Here is a 22180-nt window from a genome sequence, read left to right as displayed (position 1 = left end):
GGAGGAACCAATGAACACATCCACCCTGTCCGGGAGTGAATCCGTGCAGCTGGCAGCGGAGGGGCTGTCCCTGGCGTACGGCGATCGGACCGTGGTCGAAGGACTCAGCCTGGAACTGCCACCCGGGCAGGTCACCATGATCGTGGGGGCCAACGCCTGCGGGAAGTCCACCCTGCTGCGCGGGCTGGCGCGGTTGCTCACCCCCAGTCGTGGGGCGGTACTGCTCGATGGCGCAGACATCCACCGGCTGCCGGCCCGCAAGGTGGCGCAGCGGCTGGGACTGTTGCCCCAGTCACCACTTGCGCCGGAGGGGATCACCGTGGCCGAGCTGGTGGGCCGCGGGCGCTACCCGCATCAGGGATGGCTGAGCAGCTGGTCTGCGGAGGATGAGCGTGCCGTGGCTGAGGCGCTGGAGGTGACCAGGACGCTGGAGCTGGCGGATCGCAGCCTGGATGAGCTCTCCGGCGGGCAACGGCAACGGGTCTGGATCGCGATGGCGCTGGCTCAGCAGACACCGATTCTGCTGCTCGACGAACCCACCACCTACCTGGACCTGGCGCATCAGGTGGAGGTGCTGGATCTGGTGACCGAACTCAACCGCAGCCGGGGGACCACCGTCGCCATCGTGCTCCATGAACTCAACCTGGCGGCGCGCTACGGGGACCACCTGGTGGCACTCAAGCAGGGCCGGATTGTGGCTCAGGGGGCGCCATCGTCGGTGGTGACCGAGGGCCTGGTCCGCGAGGTTTTTGGCCTGGAATCAGTGGTGATGGCGGATCCGGTGACCGGCGCGCCGATGGTGGTGCCGCTGGGACGCGAGCGGGCGAAAGTGCTGGACTCCGCGGCTCTGGGGACCGGGGTGCGCGGATGAGGGTGGTGGCAGATCCGGTACGCACCACGCGGGCCTTTGAGGTGCGGGTCAGTGCCGTGCGCAGCCTGGGCCCGCATCTGCGTCGGCTGACCTTCGCCTCGGAGGACCTGCGGTTCTTCGGGGCCGATCCGCACGGCCGCACCCTGGACCTTCGGGTCAAGCTGGTGATCCCTGTTCCCGGGCAGCCCCGGCCGGATCTGGCAAGGATTTTCGCGGACTCCTCAGAGAACTGGTACCAGACCTGGCTGAGTCTGGATCCGGACCGTCGGGGGTTCCTGCGGACCTACACCATCCGGGAACGTCGTCTGGAGGCCGGGGAAGTGGATATCGATTTTGTGCTGCATCCGGCGGGTGCTGAGTCTGGGTCATCTGGGCATGGCTCGTCCGGGCCGGCCGGGGAGTGGGCGGCCTCGGCGCAGGTGGGGGACCCGATGCTGATTCTGGGCCCAAACCTGGCGGCCGAGGTCTGCCTTGGCATCGAATTCGCTCCGGGAACCGCGACGTCCCTGCTCCTGGTGGCGGACGAGACAGCAGTTCCCGCGGTGGGTGCCATCCTGGAATCTCTGGCACCGACAGCGCGTGGTACGGCGATTCTGGAGGTTCCGGAGGCCGCCGATTTCCAGGATCTGTTGATGCCGCCCGGAGTGAACGTGTACTGGCTGGCCCGGGGCGCGCGGCCCCCGGGGGAGCTGCTTCTGGCCCGTCTCCGCGAGGTGTTTGCCCCCGACGTAGGCCGTGGCCCGGCAGGTTCCGCTGCAGTGCCCGGCCGCCAGCTGACCGGGCATCTGGCGACCGGGTACCAGGCGACTGGGCATCTGGAGGTTCTCTGGGATGTGCCGGAGGAGGCCGGCATCGAGCCTTCTGTCAGTGGGCCTTCTGCGATGGAGCGGCCCTACGCCTGGGTCGCGGGTGAGGCCGGACTGGTGCGCGGCGTGCGCCGGTACCTGCTGCGGGAGTGCGGCCTCGACCGGTCGCAGGCCGCCTTCATGGGCTACTGGAAGCTGGGCCAGGCTCAGACCTGAACATCCAGGCATCGCGGTTCACGGCGGCATCGCGCCCAGTGTTCAGTACCGCACAATCGCAGCGCGAAACAGTGTGCGGTACTGGACACTGGGCACGAGCGGCTGACTAATGCATCCGGATTTCACGAATGGTCAGGTTCTGGAAGGTGGCCTGGCCGTCATTGGCGTAGAGTCGGATGCCGTTGTCGCCCTCCAGCGGGAAGACCCGGTGGGAATGGACGATCGTGCCGTCGCCGATGAAGAACTCCACGCTGGTGCGATCGACCAGAATCCGCACTGTGAGTTTCCCCGTCGAGGGGTTGAAGGGCGTCTGCGATTCCCCACCGGTGGGATTGACGGTGCCCCGCCGATTGACGTAGCAGTACGGGCCGCGCAGGAATGCACCGATGTCGACGTGCCGACCGCCACCCGGTGCCCTGCACACCTCAAAACCGATGTTCGACGGTGCTGCAGCCGGGTCCCAGACCAGATCGCAGGAAAGGTCATAGGCGCCCGAGCGGATGGCCAGATCTTTCGTCCCACGGACCTGAATATCACCCAGCGCGTTGGTGCGGGATACGTAGGAGGCAAGTGCGGCTGACGGAGTCGAGGCAAGCCGGTAGCCATCACCGGTGTGAATGAGGCGCACTTCACGGACGATCATGTCGTCCCCGTTGTAGCCGTCGGTGACCAGCGTGGGAGTGTTGTGCGGATAATCCCAGAAGTTGGCCCAGCCGATGGCGCGGCGCAATGCCGGGTTCTCGGCTCCGGAGGCCAGATGATCGGGGTAGGTGACGGCACCGTAGAAATCGAATCCCCAGTCCAGCCAGTGTGGGTCGCCGTGATCGGGTGTGAAGGCAGCACCATCGAAGGATCCGGTCCAGTAGGCATAGGTCGCAGGCAGTCCGCGCCCCTTGCCGTTCGCACTGGTGCCGAGCACCCAATGAGTGGTGCCGTCATCGGCCGCCATGGTGAAGAGATCTGGGCACTCCAGAGTGCCGATGTCGGTTCGCACGAATTCGCCCACTCGGGTCCAGGAATGAAGATTGGGAGAAGTGTAGAAGCCGAGCTTGTGGCCTTCAGCATTCACCAACAACCAGTGATGCCGGTCGGTATCCCAGATGATTTTCGGGTCACGGAAGTCCGGGGCACCGGGGTTTGGCAGAACGGGTGCGTTGCCTCCGGAGGTGAAGCTGCGTCCATGGTCGGTGGAGTACCACAGGTACGGTGCCTGCGCCCCGCTCGGTGCCTGAGTGACGATGGCGATCACCGCGCCTTTGCCATAGCCGGCCGTGTTCTGATCGTCCACCACCAGGCTGCCACTCCAGCAGTCCCCATTGGTATTGGAGAACTTCGGGATGGCCACGCCGCGGTCCCGGAAGGACACATGGTCCACCGTGGTGGCCAGTCGCCAGGCGGTGCCCCCGCCACCGGCGATGTAGTCGGCGTTGTAGAGGTAGTAGTACAGGTACTCACCATTGACGAAAATGGGGCGCTGGGGGTCATTTTTCCAATTGTCAGGAACGCTGAAGTGGTATTCCGGGCGCTGGTTTTGAGGTCGATTGCCGACCCCGGGCTGCGGTGCAGCGGAGGCGGCCGTCGCCATGACCGGGGCTACCAGGCCGGTGAATACGGCGGCGCCCGCGCCTGCGACCAGCGAACGTCGGGTCACCCGGGAGCCCGGGGTGGTGTTGAACTTGCTCATGCAACTCCTGCTTTCGTCGTCATTGTCGATTCGTCGGTTGAAGTGGTTGACGTGGGATGGGCCAGGCGCCCGGAGCCGGCACGGCCGCCCGGCCGGAGCTGCCGCTCGGAGGTGAAAATGTCATCCATGGTCCAGGCGTCCAGGGCCAGTAGGCGGGCGGTGCCCGCCGTCGCACCCAGGCTGAGCTGGCCGTCATCGAACGCTGGGTAGACCCGGGCCGTGAGCGGTCTGCCATTGGCAAATACCTCGATAGCGGAGCGGTCCACCAGCACGCGCAGTGACACCCGGCCGCCCGCCATGGGCACAGGCCCTTCCTTAACGCCGGTATCCAGATCGAGGCCCGGCTCTCCGGAGGAGTTGCTGAGGCTGCGGTCCAGCCGCAGGTGCCCGACGCCACCCTCCTCGGGGAGAGAGAGCTCCACGGCGGTCTCCTCCAGGACGGTCCCGCGCTCATCCCGGGTGCCGAGCAGGCCGAGTCGGACCGCGGAGCCGGGGGAGAGCTGCAGTTCCACCTCCAAGTCGAGTTGAACCCCGGACACCCCCACCAGAACCGGGGCGTCGATGGACCAGCCGGGGGTATCCGCTTCCGGTCCCACCAGGACGCGGCTGGGAAGGGTCCGGTGACCGGAGCGCAACCGTTTCAACTCCGGCACGGGCTCGAAGGAGAGCGTGCCGTCCGCCGCCAGCGTGGTCAGCCGTGGCAGGCTCATGACTCCGGACCACCCGGCCTCCTGGGCGGCAGCGTCGCTGCGCCCCTCCTGCAACCAGCCGAACATGATCCGGCGCCCGGACTCATCCCGGAAGGACTGCGGAGCGTAAAAATACCGACCACCGTAGTCAAGGCGCTGCAGGTCCATCGGTTCGAAGGAATCGCCGTTATAGCGCCCGGTCCAGTACAGCGGATGGTGTGTCCGGCCCTCGTCCCAGGCAGAGAAGACCAGAACGTCCTCGCCCGGGCCCCCCGCAGAGCCCAGTTCGCCGGAGCCGGCGCGGAACAAATCGACGCACTCCCACATGGTGCCCGTCCAGTCTGTGGCATCCTGCGGGCGGTCTGTGGCGTCGCCGACGAATAATGGCCCCAGATAGTCCCAGGACCGCAGGTCCTCTGATTCGTACAGGAAGGCGGTACCGCCCTGGCCGCGGACACCGGAACCCACCAGCTGCCGCCACCGGGAGCCTTCACGCCACACACAGTGGTCCCGGTAGGCGGTGATATCCACCCCGGCCGGCGGGGCGGCGATGACCGGATTCTCCGGCGCCTTGTTCCAGTTGAGCAGATCCGGCGAACCGACCGCCACGCAGGGGAGTTCATGCCCGTCGTGCCGGCCGGAGTACACCAGGGTGGGTACACCGCTGTCGTTCACCAGGACACCGGACCAGCAGCCGTCCCGGTCCGGATCCTCCGGCCCGTCACCCGGCTCCAGCGCCACGGGTGCATCCTGCCAGGTGACCAGGTCCGTGGAGACCGCGTGACCCCACAGGATCCTGTGGTGGAAGGCGCCCTCCGGGTTGTACTGGTAGAAGAGGTGGTAGACGCCGTCCCACTGGCCCACGCCATTGGGATCGTTAAGCCAGCCGGCCGGGGAGACGAAGTGGAAGCGCGGCCGGTGCGGATCCGCATCGGCACGGGCCACCAGCTCCCCACGGGGAACGGTGGCGAGGGGATGGATCAGTTCAGTCACTTGCTGGCCTTGGATTCTGCGAGGGCGTGGCCGGATGAACCGGCGGCGGGACGGTAGAGGTGGCATCGCACCCAATGACGGTTTTCGGGATCGCCCACGCGGTGGCGCACCGGGCGCTCGGCAGAGCACGGCTGTTCCGGGTCGCCGTCGAAAGCGCACGACGTCGGCCGCATCACCGCGGTGCGCAGCTCTTCCCGCAGGACCGGGTCATAGGAGCCCGTCCGTGCGGGGTCCGGTACGGCGGAGACCAGCAGCTGGGTGTAGGGATGCGCCGGGTTGGCGAGGAGGTCCAGGGATTCGCCCTCCTCCACGAGCTCGCCGGCGAACATCACGGCCGTGCGGTCCGCGAGGTACCGCGCCGAGGCGAGGTCATGGGTGATGTAGAGCATGGAGATGCCCTGCTCGTCGCGGAGCTTGCGCATCAGGTTCAGGACGCCGATCCGCACGGAAACGTCCAGCATCGACGTGGGCTCGTCCGCCAGGATCACCTGTGGCTCCACGGCCAGGGCGCGGGCGATCGCCACGCGCTGGCGCTGCCCGCCTGATAGCTCATGCGGGTAGGAATTGAGCATCTCCGCCTGCAGGCCCACGGTGGTCATGAGCTCTTCAAGGCGCCGCTGCACCTCCGGCTCCGAGCGGGCCTTGCCGTGGACGGCCAAGGAACGCCGCAGGAAATGCTCAATCCGGTGCGCCGGGTTGAGCGAGCCGAAGGGATCCTGGAACACCATCTGCACTTGGGAGCGGTAGTGGCGCGAGGCCTGGAAACGGTCGCGTTTGAGCACGTCGACGCCGCCCAACAGGATCTCTCCGGCACTCGGCTTTTCCAGCCGGGCCACGCAGCGGGCCAAGGTGCTCTTGCCGGAACCTGATTCCCCGACGAGGGCCACGATCTCACCCTGGCCCAGGGCCAGGTCCACCGTGTTCAGGGCTCGGACGGATTTGCTGGAGAACAGCCCGCCGAGGGAGAAGGTCTTGCTCAGGCCACGGATTTCCAGTGCAGGTTCAGCGGTGCCGACGGCGTATGCCGGGGAGGGCTTTGTGGTGCTGCTCATCGGGAAACTCCTTGCAGGAATGCGGGTTTACCGGTGCCCACGACAGGCGCCGCGAAATGGCCCGGAGAGACCTCGGCGAGGTCCGGGATGTCACGGAACTTCACGCCGTCGGCCAGCCCGGTCAGGGGCACGCGGGGGCCGGTGAGGGGAGGGAAAGCGCTCATGAGCGCCTTCGTGTAGGGGTGCTGCGGACTGGTGTGGATGTCAGCGGCCCGGGCGGTCTCCACGATCCGGCCGCCATACATCACGGCCATGCGGTGCGAGAGCTCCACCATGAGGGACATGTCATGGGTGATGAACAGGACGGAGAAACCCAGCTCCTGCTGCAGTTCCTTGATCTGGGCCATGATCTCCTGCTGCACCACCACATCGAGCGCGGTGGTGGGTTCGTCCAGGATCAGCAGGGACGGTTTGAGTGCCACGGCCATGGCGATCACGGCGCGCTGGCGCATGCCGCCGGAGAGCTGGTGCGGGTAGGACTTGAGCCGGGCGGGATTGATCCGGACCAGTTCCAGCAGCTCGGCGGCCCGGCGCAGGGACTCCTTGCGGGAGTATCCGGCGTGTGTGGTGTAGATGTCCGTGATCTGCTCGCCGATGGTCAGCACCGGGTTGAGCGAGTTCATGGCGGACTGGAAGACCATAGCCACGTCCTGCCAGCGGAAGCTGCGCAGTTCCTCGGGACTCATCGCCAGCACATCTTTGCCGCCGAAGCGGATGCTCCCGGCCGCGATCTTCGCCGGGTCCTTGAGCAGGCGCATGATCGAGTTGGCGATGGTGGATTTGCCGCAGCCGGATTCGCCGGCCAGGCCGAAGATCTCGCCGGTGCCGATGCTAAAGGAGACCCTGTCGACGGCGGTGGTGGATCGGGTGTCGCCCACATATTTCACGATGAGGTCTTTGACCTCCAGGACCGGCTCGTGGGAACCGAAGGAGACCTGGGAGACGGTCATGATGCGCTCCTTTGGGTACGGGCCGGCTTGGCGGCCTTGATTTTCCGCAGACGAGGGTTGGTGACCTCGTCCACGGCGTAGTTAATGAGGGCCAGGGAGAACGCCACCAAGGCGATGCATAGGCCCGATGGCACGAACACCCACCAGCTGCCGGTCAGCAGTGCGCCCTCGTTGCCGGCCCAGAAGAGGTTGTTGCCCCAGGAGACAGTGCTGGTGTCGCCCAGACCCAGGAATTCGAGGCCTGCCTGCGCGCCGATTCCGTAGATCACGCAACCGAGCAGGGTACCCATGACGATGGAGGCCATGTTTGGAAGGATCTCCCGGAACATGATCCGCAGTGCCCCTTCTCCGGACACCACGGAGGCGGCGACGAAGTCCTTGGAACGGATGGAGAGGGCCTGGGAACGGAGCACGCGGGCAGATCCCGCCCAGCCGGTAATGATCAGCACCACGATCACAGTGCCAAGTCCGGGAGGCAGGAATGCCGCCAGGATCACCAGGAGAGGAAGGCCCGGCAGTAGCAGGAAGACATTGGTGACCAGGGACAGGGCCTCATCCACGAACTTGCCGAAATAGGCCGAGGCGAGCCCCACCAGGATGCCGACGAACGTAGAGGCCAGGCCCACGGTCAGGCCTACCAGAAGGGAGCTGCGCGCTCCATAGACGGTCAGGGCCATGACGTCCTGACCCTTGGCTGTGGTGCCGAGCCAGTGATCGAGGGAGGGCTCCAGGCTCGCCATATCGGTGATCCGGGAAGGGTCGCCGGGGAACAATACGGGAGCCAGCAGCGCCAGCAGGATGAACGCCAGCAGGATTGCAGACCCGGTGACGGCTTTGGGGTTTTGCAGCAGGCCGCGAAGGAAACCCTGGCGCCGTTTCTGGGTGCGGGGTGAGGATTTCCCGGTGTCGGCCGGGTTGGTGATGGTGGTCATGAGCGCTCCCTAGTTGCTGCGCACGCGCGGGTCGAGGCGGACGTAGAACATGTCCACCAGGAAGTTGGCCAACAGCACGGCCGCCGTAATGGCCAGGAACAACCCCTGCATGAGCGGGTAGTCCAGGCCCTGTACGGCATTGAGTAGCTGGTAGCCGACGCCCGGGTAGGCGAAGACAACTTCCGTCAGAAGTGCGCCGCCCACCACGAAACCCAGACTCATGCCGAAGCTGGTGACGGAGGGCAGCATGGCGTTCCGGGCGGCGTAGCGGAACATGATCCGGCCGGGACGGAGGCCTTTCGCCTCAGCCATGGTGATGTAGTCCTCGGAGTTCGTGGCGATCATCGTGTTCCTCATGCCGAGCATCCAGCCGCCGATCGACACCACGACGATGGTCAGCGCCGGGAGCACCAGGTGAGCGCCGACATCGGAGATGAAAGCCCAGCTGAAGGAAGGCTCCATGCCGTCGCTGAAGGCGTGCCGTAGCGGCGTCCAGCCTAGGGTGATGCCGAAGAGGTACAGTGCACCCATGGCCAGCCAGAAATAGGGGAAAGAGCCAATGAACACGAGCACCGGCGGCAGAGCCGAGTCGATCCAGCCGCCCCGACGCCAGGCTGCGAGGATGCCCAGCAGATTACCGATGACGGCGGCCAGTACCAGCGAGGTTCCGCCCAGCAGCAGGGTCCAGCCCACCTGGCCGGAGATGACGTCGACGACGGGGGTGGGAAACCGTGTGATCGAGATGCCCAGATTTCCGGTCAGGATGTTGTGCATGTAGTCGAGGTACTGCTCCCAGATCGGCCGGGTGTCCACGCCCAGCATCTTGCGCAGGGCCTCGATCTGTTCGGGCTGCATTTTGCCCTGAGTGCGGGCGAACATCCGCGAGACCGGATCTCCCGGCATGAACCGTGGGAGGAGAAAATTCAGAGTGATGGAAGCCCAGAAGGCGATCAGGTAGAAACCCAGACGGCGCAGGATGAAGCGCACGGTTCCTCCGTTCAGGAAGGATGGGGTCCGGGACGATGGCGGCCCCGGGCATGGAAGGTGAAGAGGTGGAGAGCGTCCGGCTGGTGGCTGCAGGAGTTCGCAGCCACCAGCCGAAGACCAAACCAGGCTGGTGGCGTTACTTACGCGGTGCCAGGCTGGTCAGCACCAGAACGGTAGTCGGAGAGCGGTCCGAGAGCGTTGCGTAGGGGTTGTCCTGAGTGGGCCAGCCCGTGAAGTGCACGTCGGTGTAGTCGCCCCATTCCGGGCCAGAGAAAAGCGGTACCAGCGGGGCGGCCGCATTGTATTCGGCCTGAAGCTGGTTGGCGATCTGCTTCTGTGTGGATTCGTCACCGGTGGCCACGAACTGCTGCAGGAGAGCATCGGCCTTGGGATCGCCGAAGCGCTGGTAGTTCTCCGTGGCCTTGGTTCCGACCGGCTTGACCGTGTTGGTGCCCATCGCGGCATCGAAGTACTTATACGGGCTCGGATCGTTGGCGCTCCAGACGATGCCGGTATCGAACGTGCCCTGCTCGTAGTCGGAGACGACCGAAGCCCAGTCGGGAGAGTCCACCTTGGCTGTCACACCGATAGCCTGGAGGTTCTGCGAGATAACATTGGCCACGGAGAGCCAGTCGGAGGAGCTGGCGCCCACGGAGATCCTGAACTCGAAGGGCTTGCCGTCCTTGAGCGTGCGTTTGCCGTCTGCACCCTTGGGGTAGCCGGCGGCATCGAGCATCTTGTTCGCCTCATCGACGTTCAGCTTGGTCCAGGTGCAGCTGTTCGCGACATCGGCATTCTTCCAACCCGCGTAGTTGCCGGAGAGGCCGGTACAGTCCGCAGGCTTGGCGTAGCCGCTCATGCCGATCTTGGTGACCTGATCGCGGTCAACCGCTATGCTCAGCGCCTTGCGCACGGCCTCGTCACTGAACGGCGCCTTGGTGGTGTTCAGCTGCCAGTTGATCATGGCGCCCGTCGGCGGGAACCAGAAGTGGCGGTGGTCCTTGTCCTTGGCGATGAAGGTCTTCTCGATGTTCGGAATGAACTGGGTGGACCAGTCGACATCGCCGTTGACGCTGGCCAGGTTGGCGGCGTCATTACCAGACATGGCCAGCATCTTGATGCCGGCGATCTGCTGCTTCTCCGGCTGCCAGTAGTTCGGGTTCTTCTTCAGCACAAAAGACTGCGGCTGGAAGCTGTCCACCTGGGTGTAGGGGCCGGTTCCCACCGGGTTGGCGTTCGTGTCCTTCGCCGGGTCCGCGATGGAAGCCCAGATGTGCTTGGGCAGGATGGGGAGCTGGCCGATCTCGTACAGCGCCGGGGACCACGGCTTGTTGAAGGTGAAGGTGACCTTGTTGGTGCCACTGGGGGTGACCGAATCCAGATATTCGAAGCCGCCCTTGATCTTCTTCTGCAGTTCGAAGGTATAGGCCACGTCATCGGCGACGAAGGGCTGCCCGTCGGACCACTTCACGCTATCGCGCAGGGTGAAGGTGATGGACTTGCCGTCTTTGGCAGCGTCCCAGGAGGTCCCCAGCCAGGGGACGGTATTGCCCTTGGCCGGGTTGAAGATCATGAGCGGTTCATAGATCGCCTGGTTCACCATCGGGTTCACGGTGGGCGCGAAGGGGTTGAAGTTGCGATCGAAGGTGCTCATGTCTTCTCGGGGGATGGTCAGGAGCGTATTCGGATTCGCTGCAGGTACGGATGAGGAGGAGCTGCCATTCGCGGAACATCCGGTGAGGAGCATGGCTCCCATGGCGAGGCCAACAGCGGTGATCCGCGCAGCCCTCAGAAACCTGGGGTGTGTCATGATAGTGGTCTCATTCCTGTCTTACGTGAAAGGTGGGTTGAGGCAGTTCTTCAGCGGTGATTTAGCGGTCAGACTGAAGAACGTTCAAGCAGCGGACAGCCGACCAACTGCTGGTCTGCAGGGATCGGCTGTCCTGCTGTGAGCGCAGAGAGAGTCTTCACTCCCAGAGCGCCCATTTCTTCGAACGGCAACGCAACCGTGGTCAGTTTCGGCCGGAGATAGGCCGAAATCAGTTCCTGGTTGTCGAATCCGATCACGGCGATGTCTCCGGGGATGGTCAGTCCCCGTTCCTTGATGGCGTCATAGGCGCCCATCGCCATCCGGTCATTGAGGCAGAACAGGGCCGTCGGGCGGCCTTCTCCTACCGGGTACCGGTCAAGAATCGTGCAGGCGGCGTGATAGCCGCCATCTGCCGTCGCATATCCTGCGACGAGAAGTTCCGGATCGAGTTCCAGTCCGGCTGCCCCGAGGGCTTCCTGGCAGCCGGCCAGACGTCCGATGGCGGCAGGAATATCCGGGTCGAGGTTGATGACTCCGATCCGCGTGTGGCCGGCCTGAAGGAGCCGCTCGATGGCGACGCGGCCACCGGCGCGTTCATCTGGGACGATCGAGGGGAGCTTGCCGTCCGCGTCAAAGCAGTTGATCAGGACGGTCGGTACCTCATGGGCGCTCGCAGGCACCTGTACGGCGCGGTGATAGGTGGCCGCGTAGAGCAGCCCTTCCACGCGCTGTTCCAGTAGCTTTTCGATGGCGGCATCTTCCAGACCCTGGTTGTGTCCGATGGCGTCGGCCTGGTCCGAGGGGGCGATCAGCAGGAAGCGGTGGTCCAGCCAGGCCTGATCCTGGGCGCCCTTGATGATGTCCACGGCGAAGGGGGCGGTGACGATCTCGGTGACGATGCCGTACCAGTCGCTGCGTTGCGAGGCCAAGGCCCGGGCGCCTGCATTGGGCCGGTAACCCAGAGCCTGCACAGCTTCCGCGATGCGGATCCGGGTTTCACCGGAGATGCTCGCATTCTCGCGATTGTTCAGGACGAAGGAGACCGCAGTGCGGGAGACCCCCGCGCGCTGAGCAACGTCCGTCATGGTGACCCCACGATGACCCGCTTTCGCAGCGGCAGTGCCGCGCGTGGGGGTCTTCGCCATTGAATGCTCCATTGGATCGTGTGCTGCTGGGGTCAGCGGGTGGTCGGTTCGTTATTCAGGGTTGGTGCGTGTCTGCCCATTTCGTGGCGGGCGCTGGAGGGTCGCCGCGGCTGCAGTAGTAACGCGCGTTAGTTGCATGATGTGATGTAGCTTACTCGCGTTACTTTGCGCCTGTCAATGAGCACTCGAGAGGGCTTTCCGGTGGGGCTGAGGTCCGGCATCGCGAGCTTCCAGGCCCGAGCCGTCGGCATCGCGGTTCATTCTCCACTTCTACAGGGTGTCCGGCTCAAGCACCCTGTAGAAGTGGAGAATGAACGCAGCTTGCCTCAGGGGCGCAGCAGCACCTTGATGGCGCGGCGCTCGTCCATGGCGCGGTAGGCCTCAGCCGCTTCGGCCAGAGGCAACTCCAGGTCAAAGACCTTGCCCGGCTGCAGCGAACCGTCCAGTACCTCGGGCAGCAACTCCGGAATGTAGCGATGCGCCGGGGCCATGCCTCCCGCCACATGGATATTCGAATCGAAGAGATAGCGAATCGGGAACTGCGATCCGCCCGCCGGAACCCCCACAAAGCCCAGGTAGCCTCCGGCACGCACCGAGCGCAGCGCCTGGTCCATCGACTCCGCGGTCCCCACGCACTCCAGGGCGGAATCAGCCATCCGGGGTTCGCCATCCTCGGTGAGCAGTTCGCGCACCCGCTCGATGCCGGCCTCGCCGCGTTCGGCCACGATGTCGGTCGCCCCGAACTCCAGCGCGAGCGCCTGCCGGTCCGCGTGCCGGGACATGGCAATGATCCGCCGCGCACCCAGCCGTTTGCTGGCCAGCACGGCGCAGAGGCCGACGGCGCCATCGCCCACCACGACCACCGTGGACCCCGGCCCCACCTGCGCGGAGACGGCCGCGTGGTGTCCGGTACTCATTACATCGGCCAGAGTCAGCAGGTGCGGAATCAGCTCCGGCGCCGGATCACCCGGAACCACTTGTAGCGTGCCGTCAGCGTAGGGAATGCGCACGTAGGCGCTCTGCGCTCCTTGTACCAGGTGCCCCGTGGCGTCCGGGCCGCCGAATCCGGTGAGGTGTTCGCAGGCCTGGTTCCAGCCGTTGCGGCAGTTGACGCAGGTGCCATCACCCATGGTGAACGGGCTGATCACAAAGTCGCCTGGCTTCACGGTGCTCACATCCGCACCGACCTCCTCCACGATGCCCACCAGTTCATGGCCGATGCCGTGCGGCTGGTGAGTGGGGCGGACGCCACGGTAGGGCCAGAGGTCGGAGCCGCAGACGCAGGCGGCCACGACGCGCACCACGGCGTCGGTGGGCAGGGCGATGGTCGGCAGGGGCTGCTCCTCGACGCGGATGTCGCGAGGGGCGTGAATCATAGTGGCAAGCATGGGGATCCTTCCGGAAGTGGTTCTGGTTCCACGCTACTCCCCATGCCCTCCTCACCCTCTCCAACCACCCACCCACCCGCACGGTTCGCAGGCTCACCGCGGGGCCCCCGTCCATGCCCAGAGGCCTCACACCTATTCGCGGTGAATAGTTTTTGCTGCTTTCCCCGCGATCTGGGCTCAACACTCCTAGCGTGGCGGGGGAGAAGCTTTGCACGGATTCTCGCACCAGCCCGCCAGCCCAGCGCTGCGCGCACATCTCAAGGGGAACGACTTATGAACATTCGGACCGGACCACGTCGGGGGGCCGTGGTCACCGCCGCCCTCGTCCTCGGAGTCGCACAAGCGCTCCTGGGCGGGGTGCAGGCGGCTCAGGCACAGACGCAGCCAGCGACGGCACCGGCCGTGGTCATCGACCCGGCCGCCCCACAGACCCAGTGGTTCGGGAACCCAGGTGGCGACACCTGGACCGTTCCGGCCGGGGTACACAGCCTCAGCGCCAAGGTCTTCGGCTCGCCCGGAGGCGGCGGTGGCCCCACGGTCATCCCGGGCACCAATATCGCTCTGACCAGCGATGGCGCAGGCGGAGCCGGTCGGGTGGTCCAGGCCACCATCGCTGTCACACCGGGCCAGCAGCTTGTGTTCTACGGCTCCTACCCCGGCGGCAACATGGGGAGCGGCAAAAACGATACGGGCGGCGGTGGGGCGGGATTCCGCTCCGGTGGCAGCGGTAATACCGGCTCCGGTGATGCCCATGCCGGTGCGGGCGGCGGTGGTGCGGCCGCCGTGGCGGATACCGGTGGCAACCCGCTGATCGTCGCGGCCGGTGGTGGTGGCGGTGGCGGCAACGGCTGCTTCCTGGACTACTACGGCGGTACGGGTGGTCCCGGAGATATCAACGGTGGTGGTGGATCCGGTGCCGGCAGCGGTGGTGGCGGTGGCGCCGGGAACACCGCCGGAAACGGTGGCCAGGGTGGCAATGCCTCCACCGGCAGTCTGGCTGGTGGAGGCGCCGGTGGTGGTGGCGGCTGGCCCAGCGGTGGTGGTGGCGGTGGTGGCGGCGCGGGTTGTGGTGGTGGCGGTGGTGGTGGCGGTGGTCGCAGCATGGTCGATGCCGCCCGGGTCGTTCAGACCGGCATCGGCTACACCAATGTGGCCAATGGTGGCGTGCAGTTGACCTGGAGCGTTCAGTACCCCACGGTCACCTCCGTGAGCAGTGCCCTTCCCACGGTGACCTACGGGCAGAGCACCACGGTGAATGTCACGGTCGTCAACAGTGAACTCCCCTCAACGGTGCCCACCGGTTCCGTGACGCTCAGTGGCCCCGGCGGCTCGATGGGCTCAGCCACCGTGGCGAATGGGCATGCGAGCTTCAGCAATGTGTTGCTTCCGGCCGGGAATGCGCACCTCGTCGCGAGCTTCACACCGGATACCACCTTGTTCCTGGCCTCCCAGAGCCAGACCTCGGTCCAGGTGGACAAGGCGCCCAGCGCGTTCGATGCCGTCACGGCGGACAACCCGGTCACCGGCCATCCGGTGACCATCACTGGCACGGTGATCCCGGGCCCACTGGCCGGCCCGCCCGGCATCCCGATCTTCCCGGCCGGGATCGCCCCCCACGGAGCGTCGATCGTGGCGCCGCAGGCGCCGGTGTCCCCGGCAGTTCCCGGGCCCAGTGGCACCGTGGTGCTGAGCCTGGCCGGAACGCCGGTGACCACGATGACGCTCAACCCGGACGGCAGCTTCAGCACCCAGATTCCGTGGGCGCTGGGCGTGCGGGATTTCACCCTCAGCTACGCCGGTGACGAGAGCTACCTGGCGGCAGCCCCGGTCACCCTGACGATCACCGGGGTTAAGGCCACTCCGGTGGTGACGGCTATTCCGCAGAACCTGACGCCTACCAGCTCCACACCGATTCAGGTCCAGATGGGCGTTGCGCCGCAGATCGGCCAGCCGCTCCAGCCGACCGGCACTCTGACGGTGCTGGTGGACGGCACGCCCGTCCTGGCCCCGTTCTCGGTGGATGCGCACGGGGTGGCGGTCGCCATCGTCGGTCCCTTGCCGGATGGCAATCACCAGATCACGGCGAGCTATTCCGGTGACGACTTCTTCCTCGCCGGTGTCTCCAATCCGGCGGTGGTTGCGGTTCGCACGCCGGGGGCGCCAACACCGGCGAATGTGAGTGCTACCGGGGGCAACGTGACCATCAGCGGTGGCTACGGCGGGCACTTCAGCCAGGCTCCGATGCTGGCAGCAACCGGCGTGGCCAGCGGTTTCGTGAGCTTCTCGCTCATCCTCTCCGTGGCCTTCATCGCGGCTGGCGGCTCGATGGTGCTGAGCCTGCGCAGGAGGGCCTCCCGGAAGGCCTGAACTCCTGGCAGATTTCGCCGGAAGGAGACCAGGATAAACCCTGAGATGGTGTGAAGGAATGGTGCGACGGATCCTTGTCTGTCGCACCATTCCGGGCTTAAAGTTCGGTACGGCGGGTATCGCCACTGAGCTGGGGGGCGGCTCTTGTTCTGCTGAGCGGGGAAGGCGGCCGCGTGGAGTACATCACCCACCCGGGGTTGGCGCAGGAGTTTGAGCCGGAGGCTCTGGTGCGGCGGGTTCGCGCCGCCGGTGGTGGCCTGATCAGCGTGACCGGGATCGCGGGGATCGGCAAGACCACCTGGTGCCGTCAGCTCGTGGACGTCATCGGGCGTGGACAGGTCGTGGCGGTCGCCGCGGATTCCTTCGAGTCGGACCTGCCTTATGCGCTGATCGACAAGCTCCTGCGCGCCGCGGATCCCGCGCATCGTGAGGAGGCGGAGTTCCCCGAGCCGCTCGATGCCGCCCGTAGCCTGCTGAGCGCGCTCTCTTCCGCGGGCAGCGGCCGGATTGGCACCAAGGCGGGCAGAGGCAGCCGGACCCCGCTGACCCTGGTGATCGACAACACCCAGTGGATTGATGAGAAATCGCTGATTGCGCTGCGCTATGTGCTTCCCCGGCTTGCCCCGGATGGCGCTGCGGTGGTGCTGGCCGGGCTCAGGGGCCCAGGTGCGGCGGCCATTGAGGCGATGCTGGGCGAGAATCTGCTGGCCTGGCCGTTGATGGTTCCCGTGACGCTGGAGCCGCTGGACACCGCCCAGGTACAGCGTTACGTCAGCTCGGTGCATCGCCGCGACCTCTCCGTGGGTGCTGCGCGACGCCTGCGCGAGGTCACCGGTGGCACGCCGCTGCTGCTCAGTGCCGTGCTGACCGCCTCCAGTCTGACCGATTCCGCCCACGAGCTGATCAGCCCGGCAGAGGAGCGGCTTCTGTTGGAGGCCTCGCATCGAAATCCCTTCGTTCGCCAGTTGGAGGGTCTCAGCGAGCTGAGTCGGCGCCTCGTTCAGCTGCTCTGCCTGCTGCGCGACCCGGCGGAACAGGAGGTCGTCGCCGGAATCTGCGCGGAGCTGGGGTGGCCGTTGGACCTGGAGGAGGCGCTGGGCTCCGGGCTGGTGGTGACCGAATGGGGCCAGTCGACGACGTCGAACGATCCCCTCCCGGTGGTCACCTTCCGGCCGGCGCATGATCTGGTGGCGGCTGCGGCCGTGGACAGCCTGGGGGTGGCCGAACGCAACGCGCTCTGCCGGGCGATCGCTGCTGCGTTGGAGGATCCGCACCGGTCGCTGCGCTTCCGGCTGATGATCGATGAGCCCGGCGATGAGCAGTTGGCGGAGGAGATCCGCCTCGGCGTGGATGAGGCGGTGCGACGCGGCTCCTATGAGCTGGCGCTGAGTTACGTGCGCGGCGGGATGAACCGCTTCACCGGGCAGGCCCGGGATGACTACCTGATCGAGGCGGCCGTGCTGACCGCCAATTCGCTGAATCTCTCCGATGTACTGGAGTTGCTCCCGCAGTTGCGCCACCTGCCACCCGGCGTGGTGCGGGATTTCAGCCTGCTGCAGTTGGAACAGATGACCGGGCATATCCGGCAGATCGATGCCCTGGCTGCCATCTCGGAGCAGGCGGTTCTGGAGCACCCCGATGGCGCCCTGATGGCCTCCCATATTGCCCTCTCCACGACGCTCATGGCGCTGGCAGGCACGGATCAGGGCGGGCTGCTGGACGTGGTCGCTCGGGGCCGCGAGTATCTGGCGCGATGGCAGGCAGCGGCGGCTTCTGACACTGATTTTTCGACTCCGGGTGCCGGGATTCACGATGCGCGGCTTCGGCATCTGCCCTCAGCGGATCAGGTGGAGTTGCGGCTGGCCGGCCTCTTTCTGAGCGCTATGGGTCAATGGGCCGCGCGTACCGGGGATCCTCAGGCGGGCGCGGCGGTCTGGGCGGCGCTGGGGGCACTCAATGCCAGTGTGGAGGGCGCGCCGGAATCGCCCGCGCTGATGGACGGCCTGCTCTGCCGCGGCGCGTTCCTTGCCGGTACCGGGCAGATCGAGGCCGCGGTGGCAGATCTGGAGCGTGCCGTGGCTGTGGCCCTGCGCAACCGGCCCGGCTGGACCATCGGTCACACTCGGCTCATCCTTGCCTATTGCTACTACCTACAGGGCCGTTACGAGGAGGCTTCGACGCTCATCGACACCGCGCGGCTGGTCGCCTTCGACAGCCCCGAGCTGACGGCGAGGCCGTTGACCTTCATGGTGGGTGCCGCCATCGCCGCGAGCCAGGGTGATGAGGCGGCCTGCCGTGCCGCCATGGTGACCGCAGAGCAGGTGCGGGTCACCGATTACGACACTTTCGGCTACCAGCTGGAACTCCTGGCCGAGGCAGAGCTGGCCCGGGCGGCAGGGGAGCCCGAGCGGCAGTTGAAGGCTGTGCGGGAGGATCTGTTTGAAGGACATATCCGGGCCAGCCTGAGCATCCTGACCTACCGGGTCGACGCGCTCGCGGCACTCGGACGGGCCGAGGAGGCGGACCGGGAATTGCAGGTGTGTCTCCAGGCGCAGGATGCCGGATGGTGGCCAATCTACGGTTCGCTCGACTGGTTGCGCGGCCGGGTGGAGGAAGCCTACGGGCTGAACTGGGAGGCGGCCGCCCACTATCGGGCCGCCAGCCGGATCGACAGATTCCCTCTGGCGCAGGGTCTGGCCAGCTTCGATCTGGGGCGTCTGGTGGCCGCTCAGGGCAACCATGCTGCGGGGGCCGCCTCGCTGCGGGCGGCGGCCCGGATTTTCCGTGCACTCGGAGCGCGGCCCTATCTGAGCCGGACGTTGGCGCTGCTCGATGAGCTGGAGCAACGCCCAAGCAGTGCTGGTACCTCGGCGCTGGAATCGCTGACCGGGCGCGAGCGGGAGATGGCGTTCTTTGCCGCGCGGGGGCTGACCAACCAGCAGATTGCGGCCCGGCTCTTCGTCTCGCCGGCGACGGTCAATTTCCATATCCGCAATGTGCTGGCCAAGCTGGGCCTGTCCACGCGCAGGGATCTGCGGCCGGTTTTCGAAGCCAGCGCGGACTGAACTGGCTGTCCTGTGATGCCTGGCCGTCGCCTGATGCCGAGTGGTGAGGTCTGGCCCCTAACACTGGCTGTTAGGGGCCAGACCTCACCACTCGAGGGGAGCTACCGGATGCGGGGAGCTACCGGATAAATCGCAGCGTGCGCACCTCGAAAGGCGTCAGCTGAAGCTCCACCGGCTGGTTGGGGGACTGCCGGCCATCGATCGGATCCTCCAGCAGGGTCACGGTTTGCACACCACGATGCTCAAAGTCGGCGGTCACGGTTCCGCGTGCCCGGCGACCCAGCGCCTCGTACACCCGCACCACCACGTCGCCGGAGCCGTCATCGGCCAGTTTCACGGCGGAGACCACCAGGCCCTCACCATCCACGCGGACCAGCGGCGCCACCGCGTGCGCGCCGCGGACCACGGTGTTCGGTGCACCGAGTGCGATGCCGGCCGCGGTCGCAGTCTCCGGGTCGGCGCCGATCACCAGGCCCACGGTGATGACGTGCTCGCCCTGATCGGTCTCCGGATCGGGGAAGCGCGGCGCCCGCAACAGGGATAGCCGCACCGTGGTCGTGACGCCCTCCTTTTCGGTGGCATCGCGGGAGGTGTCGTAGCCGTAGATCGAGTCGTTGACCAGCGCCACGCCAAAGCCGTCCTCGCGGATCAGCACAAAGCGGTGCATGGAGGTTTCGAACTTCGCCGCCTCCCAGCTGGTGTTCACATGCGTGACCCGGCTCTGGTAGCCGAACTGCGTCTCTGCGTCCGTGTGAGTGGCAAAGATATCCAGCGGGAAGGCGAGCTTGAGCAGCTTCTCGGTCTCCTGCCAGTCAATGGCGTTGCGCAGCAGCACGGTGCGTGAGCCCGGTGCCAGCGTGATGGTCTGTTCCAGCTGGGATTCGGAGAAGACGCGTTCGATGACGACCGTCGCCACCCCGTCCACGACCTCGGCCCGCAGCCCCGCGACGTCGGTCAGGTCCTCAACCCGGTTGCGGTAGTACTTGTCGATGTCCCAGGCGTCCCACATATTCGGGAAGTCCTGGTGCAGCTGGAACAGGTTGGCGGGGCGCCCTGCCGGGATCGCTTCGCGCCCGCTGGTGCGGTCCACTGCGGAGACGATGAGGCCTTCGGCGGAGATCAGCACCGAGACCAGTTCATTCTCCAGTCGGAAGCCGCCGTCCTCGGGGCGCAGCGTGGCCGCCTCCGGGGCTGCGGGTACCGGGCTCGCACCCAGCGGAACTGCCTCAGAAGAGGCCGCATGTCCGGAGATCGACGTCGGGGCGAAGACCAGTTCCTGATCGCCCGCACCGGCCAGGGCCGCTCGGGCCTGCTCGGCGATCCGGCGCGCACCGGCCACGATCTCGGCAAACACGGCGACGGCTTCCCGGTGCACCCAGGCGATCGAGGTGCCGGGCAGGATGTCGTGGAACTGATGCAGCAGCAACAGCTTCCAGAGCCGGTCGAGTTCTGCGGCTGGGTAGCTGAAGCCCTCCCGGACGGCGGCCGTTGCGGCCCAGAGCTCGGCTTCGATGAGCGCCTGCTCGGAATGCCGGTTGCCGGACTTGGTGCCGTGCTGGCTGGTCAGTGTGCCGCGGTGCAGCTCCAGGTACAGCTCGCCGACCCAGACGGCCGGGTAAGCCAGCTCGGCCTTCGCCTCCTCAAAGAACACATCGGGGTGTTTCCACTCGACCGTGGCGCTGCCCTCAAGGTTTGCCAGGCGCTGGGCGCGGCCGGTCATTTCCCGCGTCGTCCCGCCGCCGCCATCGCCCCATCCGACCGGGGCAATCGAGCTGGTTGCCACCCGGTTTTCCTTGAACTGGCGCGTGGCCTTGCCCAGTTCCATCCCGGAGAGCTGAGAGTTGTAGGTGTCCATCGGAGGGAAGTGCGTGAACATGCGTGAGCCGTCGATGCCCTCCCAGAGGAAGGTGTGGTGCGGGAAGGTGTTGGCCTGGTTCCAGGAGATCTTCTGGGTGAAGAACCATTCGAAACCGGCCCGGCGCATCAGCTGCGGGAGCGCCGGCGAGTAGCCGAAGCTATCCGGCAGCCAGACGCCGCGGGAGCGGATGCCGAACTCCTCGGCAAAGAAGCGCTGCCCGTAGCTGAACTGCCGCACCAGGGATTCGCCGGTGGGCATGACGGTGTCGCTTTCCACCCACATGCCGCCCAGTGGCAGGAAGCGCCCGGCCTTCACGGCATCGCGGACCCGGGCGTACACCTCGGGCCGGTGCAGCTTGAGCCATTCGTACTGCTGCGCGCTGGACATGCCGTAGAGGAAGTCCGGCTGTTCCTCGATCAGGGTGGTCATGGACGATGCCGTCCGGGCGACTTTGCGGATCGTCTCGCGGACCGGCCAGAGCCAGGCCGAATCGATGTGGGCGTGGCCGATGGCGGCGACGCGGTGTGCGCTGGCCTCCGCGGGAGCGGCCAGGACCTCGGCGAGCTGGGCGCGGGCGGCCCCGGCGGTTTCGGCGATGTGCTGCAGGTCCAGAACGTCCAGGGCGTCATCGAGCGCCTGGAGGATCCGCATCCGTCGCGGCGAGGTCTCGGGAAGCTCGGCCTGGAGTTCCAGCAGCACCTCCAGGTCGAGTGAAAGGTCAAAGACCTCCGGCTCGAAGACCACCAGATCCATCCGCCGGGTGCGGTAGAGCCGGTCCTTGGCGGCGGTGAGGATGTCACCCTCCTGGGTGGGCAGGAAGGGGTGATAGTCCAACAGGACCGGGTTGGAGGCAGCCTCCAGGAACAGGGTTACCTGCTCGCCGCCGGCGGCATCCTGTGTCACCGGAACCCACTGATTGCGCGGGTTGAGGCTTTTCACCGGGGTGCCGTCCGGCCGGTAGACCAGCGCCTCGCACTGGAAGCCGGTCATGTTCACATCGAACCCCAGGTCAATGAGCGCCTCGACCTTGCGGCCGCGCCAGCCCTCGGGGATCTGCGCCTCGACGCGGAACCAGGTGGTGCCCCAGGCCGGCCCCCAGGGGGTGCCCGGGGTGTAGGGCTCAAAGCTGAGTTCCAGGCCCTCCGCGGGCGGAATGGGCTCCCCGGGCAGCTCGTGCACACCCACGGTCAGCGGCGTCGATGCCGAGTAAATGGCGGGCATGATGCGCTCGGTGAGGACGCGTTTAGCCCGTCCGGTGGTCAGGGAGATGTCGTCGTGCACGGGTGAACCTTTCGGGTCAGGCAGTGAACAAGTCAGGCGGTAGGTAAGTGGGGCGATGAACGCTTTGGCAATAAGCAACTGCTGCA

At 66.3% G+C, this 22180-nt stretch carries 14 protein-coding genes; 4 read left to right on the top strand and 10 right to left on the bottom strand.

The annotated features are described in order from the left end of the window. The first annotated feature begins 10 nt into the window (after positions 1 to 10). Both QQM37_RS09590 and QQM37_RS09585 read left to right on the top strand, forming a co-directional pair. Positions 11 to 871: an ABC transporter ATP-binding protein gene (locus QQM37_RS09590; RefSeq protein WP_285726916.1), complete on the top strand. Its 861-nt coding sequence runs from the start codon at positions 11 to 13 to the stop codon at positions 869 to 871. Further along, positions 868 to 1893, top strand: coding sequence for a siderophore-interacting protein (locus QQM37_RS09585; protein ID WP_285726915.1), 1026 nt, complete (start codon positions 868 to 870; stop codon positions 1891 to 1893). The genes QQM37_RS09590 and QQM37_RS09585 overlap by 4 nt, the downstream gene beginning before the upstream one ends. A gap of 106 nt (positions 1894 to 1999) precedes the next feature. Here QQM37_RS09585 and QQM37_RS09580 read toward each other — a convergent pair whose 3' ends face one another. The 9 genes from QQM37_RS09580 to QQM37_RS09540 all read right to left on the bottom strand — a co-directional run bounded on the left by QQM37_RS09580 (position 2000) and on the right by QQM37_RS09540 (position 13523). Beyond that, positions 2000 to 3577 carry a glycoside hydrolase family 32 protein gene (locus QQM37_RS09580; protein WP_285726913.1) on the bottom strand — a complete coding sequence of 526 codons (1578 nt, stop codon included), beginning with the start codon at positions 3575 to 3577 and terminating at the stop codon, positions 2000 to 2002. Next, positions 3574 to 5259, bottom strand: coding sequence for a glycoside hydrolase family 32 protein (locus QQM37_RS09575; protein WP_285726911.1), 1686 nt, complete (start codon positions 5257 to 5259; stop codon positions 3574 to 3576). Before QQM37_RS09575 ends, QQM37_RS09580 begins: the two co-directional genes overlap by 4 nt. Next, a complete protein-coding gene (locus QQM37_RS09570; protein WP_285726909.1) occupies positions 5256 to 6311 on the bottom strand; it encodes an ABC transporter ATP-binding protein in 1056 nt (351 codons plus the stop codon). Before QQM37_RS09570 ends, QQM37_RS09575 begins: the two co-directional genes overlap by 4 nt. Next, positions 6308 to 7261, bottom strand: coding sequence for an ABC transporter ATP-binding protein (locus QQM37_RS09565; protein WP_285726907.1), 954 nt, complete (start codon positions 7259 to 7261; stop codon positions 6308 to 6310). The genes QQM37_RS09570 and QQM37_RS09565 overlap by 4 nt, the downstream gene beginning before the upstream one ends. Beyond that, on the bottom strand, positions 7258 to 8193 hold the full coding sequence (locus QQM37_RS09560) for an ABC transporter permease (protein WP_285726905.1): 936 nt from the start codon (positions 8191 to 8193) through the stop codon (positions 7258 to 7260). Before QQM37_RS09560 ends, QQM37_RS09565 begins: the two co-directional genes overlap by 4 nt. A gap of 9 nt (positions 8194 to 8202) precedes the next feature. Then, a complete protein-coding gene (locus QQM37_RS09555) occupies positions 8203 to 9180 on the bottom strand; it encodes an ABC transporter permease (protein ID WP_285726903.1) in 978 nt (325 codons plus the stop codon). A 136-nt stretch (positions 9181 to 9316) separates the two neighbouring features. Continuing rightward, the gene (locus tag QQM37_RS09550) at positions 9317 to 10834 is read right to left on the bottom strand and encodes an ABC transporter substrate-binding protein (RefSeq protein ID WP_285726901.1); all 1518 of its coding nucleotides are present in this window, start codon (positions 10832 to 10834) and stop codon (positions 9317 to 9319) included. Between the two features lie 224 nt (positions 10835 to 11058). After that, positions 11059 to 12135, bottom strand: a complete 1077-nt coding sequence (locus tag QQM37_RS09545) for a LacI family DNA-binding transcriptional regulator (RefSeq protein WP_285726899.1) — start codon at positions 12133 to 12135, stop codon at positions 11059 to 11061. A 326-nt stretch (positions 12136 to 12461) separates the two neighbouring features. Further along, positions 12462 to 13523, bottom strand: a complete 1062-nt coding sequence (locus tag QQM37_RS09540; protein WP_285726897.1) for a zinc-binding dehydrogenase — start codon at positions 13521 to 13523, stop codon at positions 12462 to 12464. 273 nt (positions 13524 to 13796) lie between these two features. On the opposite strand from QQM37_RS09540, the gene QQM37_RS09535 reads away from it, so the two are divergent. Then, positions 13797 to 15890: an Ig-like domain-containing protein gene (locus QQM37_RS09535; RefSeq protein WP_285726896.1), complete on the top strand. Its 2094-nt coding sequence runs from the start codon at positions 13797 to 13799 to the stop codon at positions 15888 to 15890. 173 nt (positions 15891 to 16063) lie between these two features. Next, positions 16064 to 18955, top strand: a complete 2892-nt coding sequence (locus tag QQM37_RS09530; protein ID WP_285726893.1) for a helix-turn-helix transcriptional regulator — start codon at positions 16064 to 16066, stop codon at positions 18953 to 18955. 118 nt (positions 18956 to 19073) lie between these two features. Here QQM37_RS09530 and QQM37_RS09525 read toward each other — a convergent pair whose 3' ends face one another. Next, positions 19074 to 22094 (bottom strand): alpha-mannosidase, encoded by a 3021-nt coding sequence (locus QQM37_RS09525; RefSeq protein WP_285726891.1) that lies wholly within the window; start codon positions 22092 to 22094, stop codon positions 19074 to 19076. Positions 22095 to 22180 lie beyond the last annotated feature (86 nt).

Origin of the sequence: Psychromicrobium xiongbiense, assembly GCF_030271165.1 — a bacterium.
GTDB lineage: Bacteria > Actinomycetota > Actinomycetes > Actinomycetales > Micrococcaceae > Renibacterium > Renibacterium xiongbiense.
Note: the sequence above shows the minus strand (reverse complement) of the source record. Positions and strands in the feature narration are given on the sequence as shown.

Excerpts from the sequence above, each read along its gene's own strand:
- QQM37_RS09590 (WP_285726916.1), top strand. The coding sequence starts at position 11 with ATGAACACATCCACCCTGTCCGGGAGTGAATCCGTGCAGCTGGCAGCG.
- QQM37_RS09585 (WP_285726915.1), top strand. The coding sequence starts at position 868 with ATGAGGGTGGTGGCAGATCCGGTACGCACCACGCGGGCCTTTGAGGTG.
- QQM37_RS09580 (WP_285726913.1), bottom strand. The coding sequence starts at position 3,577 with ATGAGCAAGTTCAACACCACCCCGGGCTCCCGGGTGACCCGACGTTCG.
- QQM37_RS09570 (WP_285726909.1), bottom strand. The coding sequence starts at position 6,311 with ATGAGCAGCACCACAAAGCCCTCCCCGGCATACGCCGTCGGCACCGCT.
- QQM37_RS09565 (WP_285726907.1), bottom strand. The coding sequence starts at position 7,261 with ATGACCGTCTCCCAGGTCTCCTTCGGTTCCCACGAGCCGGTCCTGGAG.
- QQM37_RS09560 (WP_285726905.1), bottom strand. The coding sequence starts at position 8,193 with ATGACCACCATCACCAACCCGGCCGACACCGGGAAATCCTCACCCCGC.
- QQM37_RS09550 (WP_285726901.1), bottom strand. The coding sequence starts at position 10,834 with ATGAGCACCTTCGATCGCAACTTCAACCCCTTCGCGCCCACCGTGAAC.
- QQM37_RS09545 (WP_285726899.1), bottom strand. The coding sequence starts at position 12,135 with ATGGCGAAGACCCCCACGCGCGGCACTGCCGCTGCGAAAGCGGGTCAT.
- QQM37_RS09540 (WP_285726897.1), bottom strand. The coding sequence starts at position 13,523 with ATGCTTGCCACTATGATTCACGCCCCTCGCGACATCCGCGTCGAGGAG.
- QQM37_RS09535 (WP_285726896.1), top strand. The coding sequence starts at position 13,797 with ATGAACATTCGGACCGGACCACGTCGGGGGGCCGTGGTCACCGCCGCC.